16 protein-coding genes and 6 tRNA genes are annotated in these 16,702 nt (G+C 58.8%); 21 read left to right on the top strand and 1 reads right to left on the bottom strand.

Translation table 11 applies throughout. From position 1 onward, the window contains the following. Positions 1–55: 55 nt before the first annotated feature. Entirely contained in the window at positions 56–3,166 is a 3,111-nt protein-coding gene (locus tag FVQ81_04425; protein ID MBW7995814.1) for an efflux RND transporter permease subunit, read from the top strand. Between the two features lie 342 nt (positions 3,167–3,508). Here FVQ81_04425 and FVQ81_04420 read toward each other — a convergent pair. Beyond that, positions 3,509–3,595 (bottom strand) — tRNA-Leu (locus FVQ81_04420). 270 nt (positions 3,596–3,865) lie between these two features. Between FVQ81_04420 and smpB the strand changes: the two genes are divergently transcribed. From smpB to FVQ81_04320, 20 genes are all read left to right on the top strand, one after another. Beyond that, a complete protein-coding gene (gene smpB / locus FVQ81_04415; protein MBW7995813.1) occupies positions 3,866–4,351 on the top strand; it encodes an SsrA-binding protein SmpB in 486 nt (161 codons plus the stop codon). A gap of 9 nt (positions 4,352–4,360) precedes the next feature. Beyond that, positions 4,361–5,575, top strand: coding sequence for an N-acetylmuramoyl-L-alanine amidase (locus FVQ81_04410; protein MBW7995812.1), 1,215 nt, complete (start codon positions 4,361–4,363; stop codon positions 5,573–5,575). Between the two features lie 42 nt (positions 5,576–5,617). After that, on the top strand, positions 5,618–7,351 hold the full coding sequence (locus FVQ81_04405; protein MBW7995811.1) for a tetratricopeptide repeat protein: 1,734 nt from the start codon (positions 5,618–5,620) through the stop codon (positions 7,349–7,351). Continuing rightward, positions 7,348–8,154 carry a hypothetical protein gene (locus FVQ81_04400; GenBank protein ID MBW7995810.1) on the top strand — a complete coding sequence of 269 codons (807 nt, stop codon included), beginning with the start codon at positions 7,348–7,350 and terminating at the stop codon, positions 8,152–8,154. The genes FVQ81_04405 and FVQ81_04400 overlap by 4 nt, the downstream gene beginning before the upstream one ends. Continuing rightward, positions 8,139–9,077, top strand: coding sequence for a dihydroorotate dehydrogenase (locus tag FVQ81_04395; GenBank protein MBW7995809.1), 939 nt, complete (start codon positions 8,139–8,141; stop codon positions 9,075–9,077). The genes FVQ81_04400 and FVQ81_04395 overlap by 16 nt, the downstream gene beginning before the upstream one ends. A 161-nt stretch (positions 9,078–9,238) precedes the next feature. After that, positions 9,239–9,817: an orotate phosphoribosyltransferase gene (locus tag FVQ81_04390; GenBank protein MBW7995808.1), complete on the top strand. Its 579-nt coding sequence runs from the start codon at positions 9,239–9,241 to the stop codon at positions 9,815–9,817. Between the two features lie 9 nt (positions 9,818–9,826). Continuing rightward, a complete protein-coding gene (locus tag FVQ81_04385) occupies positions 9,827–11,230 on the top strand; it encodes a cysteine--tRNA ligase (protein ID MBW7995807.1) in 1,404 nt (467 codons plus the stop codon). 97 nt (positions 11,231–11,327) lie between these two features. Further along, positions 11,328–11,403 (top strand) — tRNA-Thr (locus FVQ81_04380). 7 nt (positions 11,404–11,410) lie between these two features. Next, a tRNA-Tyr gene (locus FVQ81_04375) sits at positions 11,411–11,495 on the top strand. Positions 11,496–11,507: 12 nt separating this feature from the next. Beyond that, positions 11,508–11,583: transfer RNA gene (locus FVQ81_04370), tRNA-Gly, on the top strand. An 18-nt stretch (positions 11,584–11,601) separates the two neighbouring features. Further along, positions 11,602–11,678: transfer RNA gene (locus FVQ81_04365), tRNA-Thr, on the top strand. A 30-nt stretch (positions 11,679–11,708) separates the two neighbouring features. Continuing rightward, positions 11,709–12,902, top strand: a complete 1,194-nt coding sequence (gene tuf / locus FVQ81_04360; GenBank protein MBW7995806.1) for an elongation factor Tu — start codon at positions 11,709–11,711, stop codon at positions 12,900–12,902. 242 nt (positions 12,903–13,144) lie between these two features. Continuing rightward, the gene (gene rpmG / locus FVQ81_04355) at positions 13,145–13,309 is read left to right on the top strand and encodes a 50S ribosomal protein L33 (protein ID MBW7995805.1); all 165 of its coding nucleotides are present in this window, start codon (positions 13,145–13,147) and stop codon (positions 13,307–13,309) included. Between the two features lie 33 nt (positions 13,310–13,342). Continuing rightward, positions 13,343–13,419 (top strand) — tRNA-Trp (locus FVQ81_04350). Between the two features lie 46 nt (positions 13,420–13,465). Beyond that, on the top strand, positions 13,466–13,687 hold the full coding sequence (gene secE, locus FVQ81_04345; GenBank protein MBW7995804.1) for a preprotein translocase subunit SecE: 222 nt from the start codon (positions 13,466–13,468) through the stop codon (positions 13,685–13,687). Between the two features lie 113 nt (positions 13,688–13,800). Next, the gene (nusG, locus tag FVQ81_04340; GenBank protein ID MBW7995803.1) at positions 13,801–14,355 is read left to right on the top strand and encodes a transcription termination/antitermination factor NusG; all 555 of its coding nucleotides are present in this window, start codon (positions 13,801–13,803) and stop codon (positions 14,353–14,355) included. A gap of 47 nt (positions 14,356–14,402) precedes the next feature. Next, positions 14,403–14,831, top strand: a complete 429-nt coding sequence (gene rplK / locus FVQ81_04335) for a 50S ribosomal protein L11 (GenBank protein ID MBW7995802.1) — start codon at positions 14,403–14,405, stop codon at positions 14,829–14,831. 20 nt (positions 14,832–14,851) lie between these two features. Further along, positions 14,852–15,547: a 50S ribosomal protein L1 gene (locus FVQ81_04330; protein ID MBW7995801.1), complete on the top strand. Its 696-nt coding sequence runs from the start codon at positions 14,852–14,854 to the stop codon at positions 15,545–15,547. A 48-nt stretch (positions 15,548–15,595) separates the two neighbouring features. Then, complete coding sequence (locus FVQ81_04325) at positions 15,596–16,120, top strand: 50S ribosomal protein L10 (protein ID MBW7995800.1); 525 nt, start codon at positions 15,596–15,598, stop codon at positions 16,118–16,120. 49 nt (positions 16,121–16,169) lie between these two features. Next, the gene (locus FVQ81_04320) at positions 16,170–16,559 is read left to right on the top strand and encodes a 50S ribosomal protein L7/L12 (protein ID MBW7995799.1); all 390 of its coding nucleotides are present in this window, start codon (positions 16,170–16,172) and stop codon (positions 16,557–16,559) included. Positions 16,560–16,702: the final 143 nt, after the last annotated feature.

Below are 16,702 nucleotides of genomic sequence, written 5' to 3'. Positions count from 1 at the left end.
TAATCTTTGAAAGTTCAGTTGCCGGGACACCGGTAAATTAATTATTGGAGAAGCGATGTTTTCCAGACTGATAAATCTATCCCTCAAGTACAGGCTCGTTGTGGTGGTAGCCGCGCTGTTTTTTCTGATCAGCGGGGTGATCACCGCGATACGCCTGCCGATAGACGTATTCCCCGATCTGACCGCGCCAACCGTGACCGTACTCACCGAGGCCCACGGGATGGCCAGCGAGGAAGTGGAAATACTGGTCACCTTCCCTATCGAGACCGCGGTCAACGGCGCGACCGGAATCCGCCGGGTCCGCTCAGTCAGCGCAGCGGGAATTTCGATTGTCTGGGTGGAGTTCGACTGGGGCACGGACATATTCATCGCCCGTCAGATAGTCACCGAAAAGCTGCAGATCGCCCAGCGTTCCCTGCCGCCGATGGTCGATCCGCCGGTGTTGGCTCCGATCTCCTCGATCATGGGCGAGATCATGCTGGTAAGCCTCACTGCTGACAGCTCATCTTCGCAGAACGAGCAAGTCAGCGAGATGCAACTCAGGGAGATAGCCGACTGGACTATCCGCCGGAGGCTGCTGGCGGTGCCAGGCGTTTCGCAGGTGGTTCCCATGGGCGGGGAGGTCAAGGAATACCAGGTGCGGGTTAGGCCGGACCGGCTGGCCGCCTATGACGTGACCCTGAAGGAAGTTTACGACGCGGCTGCTGAATGCAACGTAAGTTTTTCCGGCGGAAGGTTCATGGACGCCGGGCAAGAGTACTTGATTCGAGGGCTAGGACGGGTGAATAGCCTTGAGGAAATTAGCCACTCTGTAGTGGCTGTTCGTGGCGGTCAGCCGGTGCTGATCCGCGACGTTGCGGAGGTGAGAATCGGTCCGGCGGTGAAGTTCGGCGATGCAGCGGTAAATACCAGGCCCGCGGTGATCGTGATGGTGCAGAAACAGCCGGACGTCAACACGCTGGCCCTGACGGAGGATATCGAGAACGCCCTGGCCGATATCGTGCGAACCCTGCCGGCCGGGATCACGGTGGACACTTCGATCTACCGTCAGGCGGATTTTATCACAGTGGCTGTGAGCAACGTGATGAGTGCACTCCGGGACGGGGCGATCCTGGTGGTGATCGTCCTGCTGCTGTTCCTGGGTAATATCCGTACTACAGTCATCTCGGTGGTAGCCATCCCGCTGTCCATCGTAGCCGCCATTTTTTCTTTCAAGCTGTTCGGTGTGACGATCAACACAATGACCCTGGGCGGGCTGGGAATTGCTATCGGCGCGCTGGTTGACGACGCAATTATTTATGTGGAAAACGTGTTTCGCCGGATCAAAGAAAACCACCATCGTCCTCCAGCGGAAAAACGGCCGGTCCAGGAGGTGATCGCCGGAGCCTCGACCGAAATCATGGCTCCAATGATCAATGCCACGCTGATTATCATCATAGTCTTCGTCCCGCTGTTCTTCCTTAGCGGAATTGAGGGACGGCTGCTGCAACCGATGGGGTTCGCCTACATCACTTCGATTTTCGCCTCCCTGCTGGTCGCCCTGACAGTTACTCCCGCACTTAGCTCATACCTGCTGCCTGAATCCAAAGCACTGCGGACCGAGGGTGACAGCTGGCTGGTCAGCAGGCTCAAACAGGTATACCGCAAGGTGCTGGATGTGACCTTGCGCTATCCACGCGCCGTTATCGCAGCTTCCACTGTGGCCCTGGCTATTTCGTTGGCTGTAGTGCCCACGTTGGGCAGGTCCTTCCTGCCGGAATTTAACGAGGGTTCGCTTACGCTCAGTGTGGCAACAATGCCTGGGACCTCGCTGGATGAGTCCAACGGGATCGGCAGGCTGGTCGAGCGGATATTGCTGCGGCATCCGGAAGTGATATCTACTGCCAGGCGCACAGGCCGTGCCGAGCTTGATGAGCACGCGCAGGGAGTAAACGGAGCGGAGATCGACGTGGATATCGAGCTTAATGGTGCCGACAAGGATGAGTTCCTGGAGAGACTGCGCAATTCACTCGCAACAGTCCCCGGTACAAGTATCACTATCGGCCAGCCGATCGGCCACCGGATTGACCACATGCTTTCCGGTACCAGAGCCAACATCGCGGTTAAAATTTTCGGCACTGATCTCTATCGCCTTCGCTCTCTGGCCCAGAACGTACAGGCACAGATGGAGGGCGTGGAAGGATTGGTGGACCTGGCGGTGGAGCAGCAGGTGGATGTCCCGCAGGTGAGAATCAGGCCGGACAGAAACCGGTTGGCTGCATACGGGATTTCGGTCCGGGAACTTGCGGAGATGGTGGATATCGCGCTGGCCGGAGAGGAAGCCACGCAGGTGATGGAGCAGCAGCGCAGTTTCAGTCTAAATGTGCGCTACGACTCGTCGAGCTGGGGCAGCCTGGAAAAAGTTCGCACGGCAATGTTCGATACGCCGATGGGGGCCAAGGTCCCGCTCAGCGGCTTGGCCGATGTCTATTACGAGCGGGGGCCAAACTCCATCAGCCGCGAGAACGTCCAGCGCAAGATCGTGGTTCAGGCCAACGTGACCGGCGGTGACCTTCGGGGAGTGGTCGAAGAAATCCGCGAAAGAGTGGACCGGAATGTCGAGTTGCCCGTTGGATACCATGTCGAGTACGGCGGGCAGTTCGAGAGCGAGCAGCAGGCTACCCGAACCATATCATTACTCAGCCTGCTAGTAATGGCAGGGATTTTCCTGATTCTTTACATCGAGTTTGGCACGATGAGGCCTGCACTGTTCATCCTGGCCAATCTCCCTCTGGCTCTGATCGGTGGTATTTGGGCCGTGTACTTTTCCAGCGGCGTAATAAGCATCGCCTCTCTGGTGGGCTTTATTACCCTGTTTGGGATCGCTACCCGAAACGGCATCCTGATGGTCAGCCATTACCAGCACTTGCTTGGAGAGGGCTTGGAGTTCGGTGAGGCAATTGTCAGAGGATCGCTTGAACGGCTTAACCCGATCTTGATGACCGCCCTGACCGCTGCGCTGGCGCTTGTTCCGTTGGCTCTCGGCGGAGGTGAGCCTGGTAAGGAAATCGAAACGCCGATGGCTATCGTAATCCTTGGAGGGCTGCTAAGCTCCACAGCTCTGAATATGATCGTTATTCCCAGCCTGTTCAGCGTGTTTGGCAGGAAGGAAGCGGGGAATGATTGACAACAGATAAGGGTTCAATATCAGTCAGCCAATCTTGCTCCCATGTCTATTCCTATTGTCTTTTGGCTGTGCCGCCAGGAGTGTATCACTGTTAGAAAACTATGGTATCCGAGTCGAAAAAGTCGATCATGACAGGCTTAAATTCAGGGTCATCGATTTGTTGAAAGACGATAAAAACGCGGTAGTCCGAGGCGGGGATGATGGTTCATTGCAAAGATGCAAAGCGGTGGCTTGATGATTACCGCCCTGTCGCCCTGCTGGATGCTCCCAAACGCTCCCTATACGCTCCCGGCGGGGAGGGTGAGGCGGCAGATGCTTAACTGTGGCGGGTTTGCAAGAACTTGGTGCCGAAGGGGGGACTCGAACCCCCACGGGATTGCTCCCACTAGTCCCTGAAACTAGCGTGTATACCAATTTCACCACTTCGGCACCGCAAATCGTACGAGGCGGGCTGTCCGTACAACCCGGGCGCCTTTTCCAGACGTCCGCCCCCATCAATGGGACCCCCGTGTATTTAGGGCGTGTAAAATAGCCGGACCATCAGGTAGTGTCAAGCATTTTTCTTGATTTTCAACGTCCGTAAATCTATCATACATAGTTCGTCGCGGGCGCCCCGCGCGAACATCGGAAGCAGGCCGGGTGTATTAACCCGGAGGAGCACTCGCGGCTGGTCGGATCATCCAGGACAAGACATCAATCATGGCTGGAAAAGATACAAAGGACGAGGAAAATGTCCGGGTGGTGTGCCGTAACCGCAAGGCCCGCTACCGGTACCATATTATCGAGGAGTTCGAGGCCGGTCTCGTGCTGACAGGCACCGAGGTCAAATCACTGCGCAGCGGCAAGGCCAGCCTGCCGGAGAGCTACGCCCAGCTCCGTGACGGCGAAGTGTTCCTGGTGGGCTGCCACATCGACGAATACAGCCAGGGTAACCGGAACAACCACGACCCGCTGCGCGAACGCAAGCTGCTGCTCAGCCGCCGGGAGATCGGCAGGCTGCAGACGAAAGTGCTCGAACGCGGGCTCACCCTCGTCCCGCTGAGTATCTATTTCCGCGATGGCTGGGCGAAAGTCAAAATCGCACTGGCACGGGGCAAAAAGCTCCACGACAAGCGCGAGGACCTCAAGCGAAAGACCGCCGAGCGTGAAACCGAACGCGAATTGCGTAAAGTAAGGGATCTGTGAGCCGGGCCGATGAGATCAACGCCACATGACCGGAACAAGGCTGTTACCTGGATGGCCGGACTGGCGCTGATTGCGGCGCTGGTTGGCGGAAACGCTGAACTGTCCGCCGCGGCTGTGTTCAGAATCGTCGGTGAGCCGGGCGCGGCGGCCGGGGAGATCGAAGTCTTCAGCCGCGACTCAGGCGGGTTTCTCGATCTGCGGGAACTCGATAAGTTTCTCGGCGGCCGGCTGGTCTGGAGAATTCCGGGAGCCGGGATCGATTGGCGTATCGGCGGAACGGAGTTCAGTTTCGATGATATGGTCGCGTTTTTCCAGGCCGGGGGGAACAGCTATCAACTGGTGGCCGCCCCCCGCCTGGAGGCCGGACGGTTCCTGGTGCCGTTGCAGCTGGCCGTAGAATACCTTCCGCGTCTGCTGCCCCACAGGTTCATCTACGACAAGACCGGGCGCCGTCTGGTCGACCGCGGAGCAAGCTCACCGTCCCGGCCGGCTGTCGCCACCCATGACGGCCGGAGCTACCGGATCCGAACGGTGGTGATCGATCCCGGCCACGGGGGAAAAGACCCAGGTACAATTGCCAGAAATTACAAACTTCACGAAAAGCACATTGTCCTGGATATCGCAAAAAAACTTGTACGAAACCTCAAAAATAAAACAAATCTTAAAATCCTGCTTATTCGGGATAACGATAAATACATTTATGCGGGCGATAGAGGCTCGATTGCCAATAAACTGAATGGCGATTTGTTTGTCAGTATCCATGTTAATGCCTCATCGAGCAGAAGTACAAATGGCTCTAAAACGTTTTTCCTCAGCGAAGCCAAGACGAATGAAGATCGAGCTACCGAGATGCTGGAAAATGAGGCGCTGAAATACGAAGTCGAGGGGAAAGTCAGCCCGGGTAACGATGAGATTGGCCTGATTCTCCAGGATATGGCCCAGAATGAGCAACTACGGGAGAGTCAGGATCTGAGTATGTTTATTCAGAGGGATTTGGCGGTTATCAACGGATTGAAGGACCTCGGATTGGGGCAAGCGAATTTTGCGGTACTGCGCGGAAGTTACATGCCCGCGGCGCTGGTGGAAACAGCCTATATCTCCAATCCGGGCGATGAGAAAAAACTGAACACCTCGGCTTTCCGCGACAGGTTGGCCGATGCGATCACCAACGGGATAATCAAATACGTGGAACAGTATCATCGCAAGCTAGCCAACGGCTCGTGAGCCTGCGCCGGAGACAATGAAGCGGGGAACTTGTTAGCTGGCATGGAGTTGAGTATGCTTGGGAAAATGTTGGCCGCCGTGGGTGTCTCGACCACACTGGCGGTATTGATTGCGGCCGGGTGTACGGGCTACCGGACATATAACTCGGTGTTCTGGGCCAAGGAGGCTTATAAACAGGGCATGGCCGAGGTCGAACGGGTCCGGCTGCAGACCAAGGGAATCAACTACGCCTTCACCAGACGAGTGGGAAACCAGACTCAGGTCCCGGGCCAGCAGTTTTTCGAGGAGGCGGCGCGCAAATGCCTGGCCTTCCTGGCCCAGGCCCCCGAGGGCCGTCGCAGCGACGACGCGCTGATCCTGATGGGCAAGGCGTTCTTTCAGCTCAACCGGTTTATCCAGGCCGAATCCAGTTTCCGTAAGCTGCTCGAAACCCAGAAAAAGAGTAAGTTCCGCGATGACGCCCAGTACTACCTCGTTCTGACCGATCTGGAGCGCGGCGATATCGGCCTGGCCGAACTTGGTATCGAAAGGCTGCTGGATAATTTCCCCAAAAGCGAGTACCGTCCCCTGGCCCAGTTCAACCTGGGTCGCACCCTGTTCGAACTGGAAAATTACGAGCGCGCCTGGGAAGTGCTTATCGGCATTCGCGAGAACTACGATGATTTCGACCGGATGGGCGAGGTCCTCTCGCTGATCGCCTCGATCCATTTCGAAAATGCCGAGTACGAACAGGCCCTGAAGATTTTCGGGGAGCTTTATGAAAAAGGCGACAACGAGGCCCAGAAGTGGGAGGGATTGATCAGCATGGCCCGCAGCCGCAGCAGGATGGAGGAGCACGAGGAAGCTCTCGAGCTTTACAACCAGGCTCTCCAGCAGGCGCGCTTTATCGAGGAGCGCGCGGAGGCCAGGCTGGGGATCAATGTGGAGTACACATATCTGAACCGTTACCGGGAGGCCAAGGAGGGTTTCGAGAAAATTCTCGAAGATGTGCCGCGCACGGGCTATTCGGCCGCCGCCTGGTACGAGCTGGGTTTGCTCTATAAAGACTATATCAAACATCCCGGCCAGCTTGATTCGATTGCGGTCGACAGCCTGGAACTGCTGGAATTCCGCCTCACCTCCAAAACGATCGAGCCTCTGCTCGGACTCAGCCAGCGTCTGCTGTCCTACAAGCTGGCCGAGATGAGCTTAAGGGGCGTGCGCCGCGATGACCCTAACTCGGTTTTTATCGAGGCTGCCGCAGAGCAGATCAGTGACGTGCGGGACCTGTTCACGATCTACGTGCAGATCGAGGCCAGCGACAGTACCACCAACCGCGACGCCCTGGCCCGGCTGGAATTTCTGCTGGCCGAAAACCACGAAAACAAGGGCGACTACCAGATCGCCCTCGCCCGCTACGAGCGCGTGCTGTTCGAATATCCCAATACGATCTGGGCGCCCAAGGCCGCGATCAATATCGCCGGGGTCAGCGAGATGCTCGGTGACAGCGCACGCTACAGCCAGGCGCTGGACCTCGTGATCGCCAATTTCCCCGACACCCGCTACGCCGACCGCGCCCGCCGCAGACTGGGACTCGAAATCCCGGAGCGGCCGGCCAATTTCTACCTCGATGAACTGGCCGCTTACACGCCCCCCAGAATCGAGCGGGCCGCCAGCCCGGCTGGTGGAGCCGTGGCCCCCGGCGCGCGTCCGCTGCCGGGCCAGGAGAGCTGGCTGCAGATGCGCAGGCGGTTATACTGGGAGCAACACGGAGCGGGTGCGGGAGGTGGTGTTTGAGTCCGTCTTTCGAGTGGGTGGAAGTCGCGGGAATAACTCAGCTGGCCGAGGATACCTTCGTTCTGTCTTACGATCTCCCGGCGCTGGCGGGAGTTATCCAGCCGGGACAGTTCTGCATGATCAGCCCCAGCCCGGGCGCCTCGAACGTGTTTCTGCCCAGGCCGTTCAGTTATTACCGCACCGATGGAGCCGGCCGGGTAGAAATCATGTTCCGCACGTTCGGCAAGGCGACCCGCTGGATGGCGGGGCTTCAGCCGGGCGACAGGATCGGCGAGTTCGGTCCGCTGGGTAATTCCTTCACGATGCCCCGGAAAGCGGGCCGCGCGATCCTGCTCGGCGGCGGGATCGGCCTGCCGCCGATGGCGATGCTGGCCGGCAAGCTGGCCGGGGAACTCGGCCTGGAAGTGGAGTTGATCTACGGTGAGTTGACCGGCGCCAGAGTTGTGGACCTGGCGGGAATCCTGCCGGACGGGGTTAAAATCCACGTGGCCACCGAGGACGGCGTGGTGGGCCACCGCGGCCTGATCACCGATATTTTCGCCCCGATGTTCTCCGCTGTCGAATCCCCTCCGGCGCTCTACGCCTGCGGACCCAACGCGATGATGGCGGCCGTGGCCGCGATCATATCTCCGGAAAAAGTGGAACTGTTCCAGACAGGCTGCGAGGAGTACATGGCCTGCGGCAAGGGTATCTGCCAGGGATGCGTGATCCCGGTCTGGAACGGGGACGAGACGGTTTACAGGCGCTGCTGCACCGACGGTCCGGTATTCAACGGTTTCGAGGTCGCATGGACCCTGACCTGACAATCCGCTGCATGGGCCTGGAGTTCCAGAACCCGGTACTGGTGGCCAGCGGCACGTTCGGCTACGGGGATGAGTATTTCGACATCATGCCGTTCAGCGAACTCGGCGCGCTGGTGACCAAGACAATCACCCGCCAGGCGCGCAAGGGCAACCCGACTCCGCGGATTGTGGAGACCGACAGCGGGATGCTCAACTCTATCGGCCTGGCCAACGTGGGGCTCGACGTGTTCCTGGACGAGAAGCTGCCCTGGATTGTGAAACACGCCGGTAACTCGCGGGTGGTGGTCAATGTCGCGGGTTTCAGTGTCGAGGAATTTATCGAGGTGGCCGAGGCGGTGGGGCGGGCCGATGGCGTGGACGCCCTGGAGGTCAACCTGGGCTGCCCCAATATCAAGGCCGGCTATATCCATTTCGGCGCCGACTGCAAGAGCGTGCGTAGCGTTGTCTCGGGTATCCGCGCTAAAGTCGAAGTGCCGGTGATCGCCAAGCTAACCCCCAATGTCACCGATATCGCCGCCCTGGCCGAAGCGGCCGTGGAGGCGGGGGCCGACGCGCTGAGTCTGATCAACACCCTGCCCGGGATGAAAATCGACATCAAGCGCCGCAAGCCCGTGCTGGCCCACGGCTTCGGCGGGCTGAGCGGCCCGGCCATTCGACCGGTGGGCGTGGCCTGTGTGTACAAGGTCTACCAGCAGATGCTGCGGATGGACCACCCGCTGCCGATTATCGGGATCGGCGGGATTGTCAACGCCGAGCACGCGCTGGAATATATCATGGCCGGGGCCAGCCTGGTCCAGGTGGGCACCGCCAGTTTCGTCCATCCCCAGGCCGCGCGCCAGGTGATCGAGGGCCTGGCCGGGTGGTGCGCTGAGATGGAAGTCGAGGAGATCGGTTCCCTGATCGGCACCGCCCACAAGCTTTGAAAGCCAAAGTTAAATCAAGATGATGCAGCGGGATAATGTGCGCCAGGCTGATTCGCTATCCCAATCATGGACAGGGATTTGCCGCAGGGGCGAACCTTGTGTTCGCCCGCCGATATTCGATTTAAGTTATCCAAATTTTTTTAATTTGAAGGAACTCTAAAATGACACCCGAACAGGTCCTTGAACTATTCTCCAAATACGACGCTTATCTCGAGGGCCATTTCCGCCTGACCAGCGGCCTGCACAGCCCCCATTACTTCCAGTGCGCCAGGGTCCTTCAACACCCGGCGGCGGCCGAAAAACTCGGCGCCGATCTGGCTGCCAAGCTTGGCCCCTTGGATGTGGGTACGGTGCTCAGCCCGGCGATGGGCGGGTTGATTATCGGCCACGAACTGGGCCGGGCCCTGGGGGTCCGGGCGGTATTCGCCGAGCGCCGGGACGGGAAAATGACTCTCCGCCGCTTCGCCCTGGAGCGGGGTGAGAGAGTGGTGGTGGTGGAGGACGTGGTCACAACCGGCGGCTCGCTGCTCGAGACGGTCCGCATGGCCGAGGAGGCCGGGGCGGAAGTGGTGGGCACCTGCTGCCTGGTGGACCGTTCGGGAGACGGCCCGCCGCCGGTGCCGGGCCTGGTGAGCCTGGTCAAGGCCGATGTGGTGACCTACGAGCCGGAAAACTGCCCGCTGTGCGCGCAGGGGCTGGAACTTGTCAAGCCGGGCAGCAGGAACGTCAGGCAGGGATAATCATCAACAATGCAGGATTTTTATATCTACAACACCCTTACCCGCCGCAAAGAGAAACTGGAGCCGCTGAATCCGCCGGAGGTGGGAATCTATGTCTGCGGGCCGACGGTCTACGATTACGCCCATATCGGTAATTTCCGCACGTTCATCTTCAGCGACATGCTCCGCCGCTGCCTGCTCTTCTGCGGCTATCGGGTGAACGAGATCATGAACCTGACCGACGTGGACGACAAGACTATCAGCGGGGCCGAGAGCGAGGGAGTGGGCCTTCGCGAGTACACCGACAGGTATATCGACGCGTTTTTCGATGACCTGGACAACCTGCGGATCGCCCGCGCCGAGCTCTACCCCCGCGCCACGGACCATATCGCGGACATTATCGGCTTTATCGGCCGGCTCCAGGACAGGGGGCTTGCGTATACCAGCGGTGAGTCGGTATATTATAGGATTGCTGGTTTCGATAATTACGGTAAGTTGAGCCGGCTCGACCGCGAGGGGATCCGCGACGGCGCCCGGATCGACAGCGACAGTTACGACAAGGAACATGTAAGGGATTTCGTGCTCTGGAAAGGCGGCCGCCGGGAAAAATTCTCCTGGCCCAGCCCTTGGGGACAGGGCCGTCCGGGCTGGCATATCGAGTGCTCGGCGATGAGCATGAAGTACCTGGGCGAAACGTTCGACATCCATGCGGGGGGCATCGACCTCGCTTTCCCGCACCACGAGAACGAGATCGCCCAGAGCGAGGGCGCCACCGGCAAGCAGTTCGCCCGTTACTGGATTCACGCCGAGCACCTGCTGGTGGAAAGCCGGAAGATGAGCAAGTCGCTGGGCAACCAATACACGTTCCGCGACCTGCAGGACAGGGGCTGCAAACCCTCGTCGCTTCGCTACCTCCTGCTGTCGACCCACTATCGAAGCAAGTTGAATTTCACGTTCGACGCGCTCCACGCCGCCGAAAGCGCGGTCGAGCGCCTGCGTGAATTCGAGCGCCGGCTGGAAAACTACAGCGCCCCCGATGGTGCTTCCGCAACGCCGGAGTTGGACCTGGTGGCCGCTTTCCGCGCTCACCTGGCCGACGACCTGGCGATCAGCACGGCCTTGGGCGTGCTGTTCGACTACGTGCGTGAGCTCAACCGTCTGATCGACGACCGCTCGCTGGGCGAGCAAGCCCGCGCCGGGGCGCTCAGCGACCTGCATGCGGTCGATTCGGTGCTGGAGGTCCTTCGCCCCGACGAGGCGGACCGCCCGGATGACGATCTGGCGGCATGGGTGGAGGGTAAAATTGCCGAGCGGGCGACGGCCCGTTCCAGACGCGATTTCGCCGCCGCCGACCGCATCCGCGACGAACTTTCGGAGCGGGGAGTCGTGCTGGAGGATACTCCCGAGGGAACGCTGTGGAAGGTGAAAAACTGAGCGATTTTGACAGTTCGCTTCAGTTTGTTAAAAATATTGACAAAGGCCGGCAGACTTATATATTATTCACATTTTCTGCGCTAATTTGTTTTAAAGCGCTGGCGTAGCTCAATCGGTAGAGCAGCTGATTTGTAATCAGCAGGTTACGGGTTCGAGTCCCATCGCCAGCTCCAGGTATTCGGAGGGGTTCCCGAGAGGCCAAAGGGAACAGACTGTAAATCTGTCGGCACCGCCTTCGGAGGTTCGAATCCTCCCCCCTCCACCATCTGAAAAGCTTGCGGGAATAGCTCAGTTGGTAGAGCATCAGCCTTCCAAGCTGAGGGTCGCGGGTTCGAGTCCCGTTTCCCGCTCCAGGATAGTTTATGCGTTGAGCCCACGTAGCTCAGTTGGTAGAGCGCATCCTTGGTAAGGATGAGGTTCACGGGTTCGAACCCCGTCGTGGGCTCCAGTTTTGTCACTACCAGGAGGATTTCCTTCGATGGCAAAGAAGAAGTTTGAGCGGACGAAGCCGCATGTAAACGTGGGCACGATCGGCCACGTAGACCACGGCAAGACGACGTTGACCGCGGCGATCACGGAGGTACTTTCGAAGCGGGGTCTGGCCGACTATGTCCCGTTTGACGCGATCGACAAGGCACCGGAGGAGCGGGAGCGGGGGATCACGATCGCCACGGCACACGTGGAGTACGAGACGGAGAACCGGCATTACGCACACGTTGACTGTCCGGGACACGCCGACTACGTGAAGAACATGATCACGGGCGCGGCCCAGATGGACGGGGCGATTTTGGTGGTGAGCGCGGCCGATGGTCCGATGCCCCAGACGCGGGAGCACGTATTGCTGGCCCGCCAGGTTAACGTGCCGTATATCGTGGTGTTTTTGAACAAGGTTGACCAGGTGGACGATCCGGAGCTGTTGGAGTTGGTGGAGCTTGAGGTACGGGAGCTTTTGAGCAGCTACGAGTTTCCGGGCGATGATATTCCGGTGATCAAGGGCAGTGCATTGAAGGCGCTGGAGAGCGGCGAGCCTGGCGCGGAAGATACGAAGTGTATCGACGAGCTGATGGATGCGATCGACAACTACATCCCGGAGCCGGTACGTGAGACGGACAAGCCGTTTTTGCTGCCGGTGGAGGACGTGTTTTCGATCACGGGCCGTGGCACGGTAGGCACCGGACGAATCGAGCGGGGGAAGATCAAGGTCGGCGAGGAAGTGGAGATACTGGGGATGGGCCACAGCCGCAAGAGCGTGGTGACGGGTGTGGAGATGTTCCGCAAGCTGCTTGATGACGGACAGGCGGGAGATAATGTGGGATTGCTTCTTCGCGGAGTAGACAAGCGAGAGCTGGAGCGGGGCCAGGTGATCGCCAAGCCGGGCTCGATCACGCCGCACACGAAGTTCAAGGGAACGGTGTACGTGCTGAAGAAGGAAGAGGGCGGCCGCCACACGCCGTTTTTCGAGGGTTACCGTCCGCAGTTTTACTTTCGCACGACCGATGTGACTGGCTCGGCGAGTTTGCCCTCGGGCGTGGAGATGGTGATGCCGGGCGACAGCGTGGAGCTGACCGTGGAGTTAATCACCTCGATAGCGATGGAGAAGGAGCTGCGCTTTGCTATCCGCGAGGGCGGCCGCACGGTGGGCGCCGGTGTCGTTACCGAGATTATCGAGTAGGCGGGCGCGGTAAATCAATATTTAGGATTAATTGCAGGCACGGATAAGTCCTCAGGTCCCCGCAAAAAGAGGGGGACGGCCGGAGGGCGCTGCTGCCACGGCGAGATTGGTTAGTGGCGGCCGGTTATACGAGGGGGGCATCGGATCCCGAAAGCGTTCCCTCGGTTCTTTGCCTGAGAGCCATGGCTGACTTGGCGGTAAGCTGCGGATCGAAAAACCATCGAAAAAAGGGACGCAATTCAATGGCTGGTGGCGGCAGCAGGATCAAGGTGATTATGGCCTGCCAGGAGTGCAAGGGCCGTAACTACAACTACACGAAAAACAAGCGGAGCCATCCCGACCGGATGGAGCTGAAAAAGTACTGCCCCTCGTGCAATTCGCATACCCTGCATAAGGAATCGCGCTAGCGACGGAGCAGTCCTTACGTGTATTATGAGTGCAGGCCAGTAGCTCTAACGGTTAGAGCACCGGACTCCAAATCCGGGTGTTGGGGGTTCGAATCCCTCCTGGCCTGCCATTAAATTTGATTGTGACGACAGTAACCGAAGTCAGGGGCGCCGAAAATGGCGAATCAAGCGGAAAAATCATTGTCGATAGTTTCGCAGATTGACCGGCTGGTTCAGTTTTTGAAAGAAGTGCGGGCCGAATTTGGCAAGGTTACCTGGCCCGGCGGCACGGAAGTCAAGGGTGCCACCGCTGTGGTGATCGTGGTCTGCATATTCGTCGCGTGCGTCATCTGGCTGGTCGACAAGATTATCAGTTTCGGAGTCGATATCGTATTCTAGCTCAGCGTCCGGCTCGAGGGCGCACACGCTGGATACGGTGCGCGGGCCCGCTGCCGAAGCGCGGGGGCCGATACGGTGAGAAAAAAACTAATTCAGTTTGGCAGGTTCAGCAGATGCCGGATTACAGATGGTACGTTCTTCAGGTTTACTCGGGGCACGAAAATAAGGTCAAGCTGCGGATCGAGAAATTGATCGAGGAGATGGAAGCCGAGAGCGGCGAGTCGAAGATCGGCGAACTGATGGTGCCTACCGAGGAAATCACCGAGTTGAAAAACGGCAAGAAAGTCAAGATCGAAAAGAAAATATATCCCGGCTACGTGCTGATCAACATGATCGCCGATGACGAGACCCTCTTTACGCTGAGCAACATCCAGGGGATTATCAAGTTCGCCGGCGGGGGCGCGAAGCCCCTCCCGCTGCGCGAGAGCGAAGTGAACAAGGTCGTCCGTCGCGAGGAACGCACGGTTGCCGTGGCGGGCCAACCCGCCGAGGAGATCCCCTACAACGTGGGCGAGTACGTGGAGGTGATCGACGGACCGTTCACGGAGTTCAACGGCCGGGTCGAAGAGGTCTTTCCGGAAAAGGGGAAGGTCAGGGTTGTGGTCAGCCTGTTCGGCAGGCCGACGCCCCTTGAACTGGATTACCTCCAGTTGAAGAAAATGAACTGATAAAATTGTAGAGCGGTGCTGTAAACGCGACCGAAGGAGCGCATAGGGTGGCCAAGAAAGTAGCCGGTTTTATCAAATTGCAGATTCCCGCGGGTCAGGCGAACCCGGCCCCTCCGGTGGGCCCGGCCCTGGGCCAGCACGGAGTCAATATCATGGAGTTCTGCAAGGCGTTCAACGCCAAGACTCAGGCCCAGACCGGAACGATTATCCCGGTGGAAATCACCATCTATTTCGACCGCAGTTTCACCTTTATCACCAAGACTCCTCCAGCCCCGGTGCTGATCAAGCAGGCCGTGGGGCTGGCCAAGGCCAGCGGTGAGCCGAACAAGAACAAGGTCGGCACGATCACCGAGGCGCAGATCGAGGAGATTGCAAAAACCAAGATGCCCGACCTGAACGCGGCTTCGCTGGAATCGGCCAAGAGTATGATGCGCGGCACGGCCCGCTCGATGGGAATCATTGTTGAAGAGGAATAAACCGACGGCAGGTACTATTTATGGCTAATCACGGAAAGAAATACAGCGCGGCCCGTCAGCTGCTCGATCCCGAAATCCGCTATTCTATCGAGGATGCGGTGGGCAAGCTCAAGGAAGGGGCATACGCCTCGTTCGACGAGACTGTGGATGTCGCCTTCCGCCTGGGAGTCGACCCGCGCCACGCCGACCAGGTTGTGCGCGGCACGGTCGTGCTGCCCAACGGTATCGGTAAGGAATTGAAAGTAGTGGTAATCGCCCAGGGCGACAAGGCGGCCGAGGCCACCGAGGCCGGCGCCGACTACGTGGGCGACCAGGATTTGATCGACAAGATGGCCGGCGGCTGGTTCGATTTCGATACGGTGATCACCACTCCCGAGATGATGGGTAAGGTCGGCAAGCTGGGACGCGCGCTGGGCCCCCGCGGTCTGATGCCGAACCCCAAGAGCGGAACCGTGACCACCGAAATCGGCAAGGCCGTTCAGGAAGCCAAGGCCGGCAAGATTGAATTCCGCGTGGACAAAACCGGCAACGTGCACGCTCTGATCGGCAAAGTGAGTTTCGAGGCACAGAAGCTGGTGGAAAATTTCCGCGTGCTGGCTGACACTATCACCAGGCTTCGGCCGGCTTCGGCCAAGGGTGTGTACCTGCGTAAGATCACGGTCAGCAGTACGATGGGGCCGGGGTTCAAACTGGATACGAACCTCTATCGCCGCTGATAGCGCACGGGTGCGCGAGTCTGAAGTTCGGAGGGAGTAAAAGGAATCATGAACAAAAAAGAAAAACAGGCGGCTGTAGACGAGTTGAAGGACAAACTGAGCAGGGCCGAAAGCGTCTTCCTGACCGACTTCACCGGCGTCAACGTTAAAGACGTCAGCGGCCTGCGCAACAGTTTCAGGGAAGCCGAAGTCGAGTACATGGTGGCCAAGAACACTCTGGTCAGGCACGCCGTGCAGGACACTCCCTGGCAGAGCCTCGAACCTTTCCTCGTGGGCCCGACTGCGCTGGTGATCAGCAGCGACCAGGGTGTGACCGCGGCCAAGATTATTTCGAAATTCCGCGAGAACCACGAAGGCTTCAAGCCCAAAGTGGGTATGATGAACGAGCAGGTCGTGGACGCTTCCACTATCGAACAGCTGGCCAAGCTGCTCACCAGGGACGAGCTTATCGCCAAGCTGATGGGAAGCCTGAACTCTTCGATTTCCGGTCTGGTCTTCGTGCTCAACGACACTATCGCCCGCGCGGTGCGGGTGCTGGCGCAGGTGGCCAAGGCCAAGGAATCAGCTGACTGAGGCTATACTTTCATATTTCAACTCATATTCTCCCGGGAGGATCCGTAAGATGGCAACAGCGACGAAATCGAAAGATGATATCATTTCAGCAATCGAGAGCATGACCGTTCTCGAGCTGAACGAGCTCGTAAAAGAGCTTGAGGAAAAATTCGGCGTTTCGGCGGCCGCTCCGATGATGGCGGCGGCCCCGGCTGCCGGCGGCGACGAAGCGGCCGCCGCGGAAGTGAAGAACGAGTTCGACGTAGTTCTCACCTCGATTGGCGAAAAGAAGATCCAGGTGATCAAGGCCGTGCGTGAGCTGACCAGCCTGGGCCTGAAGGAAGCCAAGGACGTCGTGGACAATCCAGGCAAGCCGATCAAGGAAGGCGTCACCAAGGAAGAGGCCGAGCAGATGAAGGCCAAGCTGGAAGAAGCCGGCGCCACTGTCGAGGTCAAGTAGTTTTCAGCTGCACCCCGTGTGTGGCTGAGGCCGTCCGGGGTTGATGCTTACCCGGTGCGGGCAGCTATTCAAGACGGGCCGTACCGGAATTCCACTTCTGTGAAACGGAGGCAGGCTCAAACAGCTGATCAGGGCGATTACAA

The sequence above is a fragment of the Candidatus Glassbacteria bacterium genome (assembly GCA_019456185.1).
Taxonomy (GTDB): Bacteria; Gemmatimonadota; Glassbacteria; order GWA2-58-10; family GWA2-58-10; genus JAJRTS01.
The sequence above is the reverse complement of the archived record's forward strand: the minus strand, read 5'-3'. Positions and strand labels throughout refer to the sequence as shown.

Coding starts and splice junctions, on each gene's coding strand:
- FVQ81_04425 (MBW7995814.1), top strand. CDS start 56: ATGTTTTCCAGACTGATAAATCTATCCCTCAAGTACAGGCTCGTTGTG.
- smpB (MBW7995813.1), top strand. CDS start 3,866: ATGGCTGGAAAAGATACAAAGGACGAGGAAAATGTCCGGGTGGTGTGC.
- FVQ81_04410 (MBW7995812.1), top strand. CDS start 4,361: ATGAGATCAACGCCACATGACCGGAACAAGGCTGTTACCTGGATGGCC.
- FVQ81_04405 (MBW7995811.1), top strand. CDS start 5,618: ATGGAGTTGAGTATGCTTGGGAAAATGTTGGCCGCCGTGGGTGTCTCG.
- FVQ81_04395 (MBW7995809.1), top strand. CDS start 8,139: ATGGACCCTGACCTGACAATCCGCTGCATGGGCCTGGAGTTCCAGAAC.
- FVQ81_04390 (MBW7995808.1), top strand. CDS start 9,239: ATGACACCCGAACAGGTCCTTGAACTATTCTCCAAATACGACGCTTAT.
- FVQ81_04385 (MBW7995807.1), top strand. CDS start 9,827: ATGCAGGATTTTTATATCTACAACACCCTTACCCGCCGCAAAGAGAAA.
- tuf (MBW7995806.1), top strand. CDS start 11,709: ATGGCAAAGAAGAAGTTTGAGCGGACGAAGCCGCATGTAAACGTGGGC.
- rpmG (MBW7995805.1), top strand. CDS start 13,145: ATGGCTGGTGGCGGCAGCAGGATCAAGGTGATTATGGCCTGCCAGGAG.
- secE (MBW7995804.1), top strand. CDS start 13,466: ATGGCGAATCAAGCGGAAAAATCATTGTCGATAGTTTCGCAGATTGAC.
- nusG (MBW7995803.1), top strand. CDS start 13,801: ATGCCGGATTACAGATGGTACGTTCTTCAGGTTTACTCGGGGCACGAA.
- FVQ81_04330 (MBW7995801.1), top strand. CDS start 14,852: ATGGCTAATCACGGAAAGAAATACAGCGCGGCCCGTCAGCTGCTCGAT.
- FVQ81_04325 (MBW7995800.1), top strand. CDS start 15,596: ATGAACAAAAAAGAAAAACAGGCGGCTGTAGACGAGTTGAAGGACAAA.
- FVQ81_04320 (MBW7995799.1), top strand. CDS start 16,170: ATGGCAACAGCGACGAAATCGAAAGATGATATCATTTCAGCAATCGAG.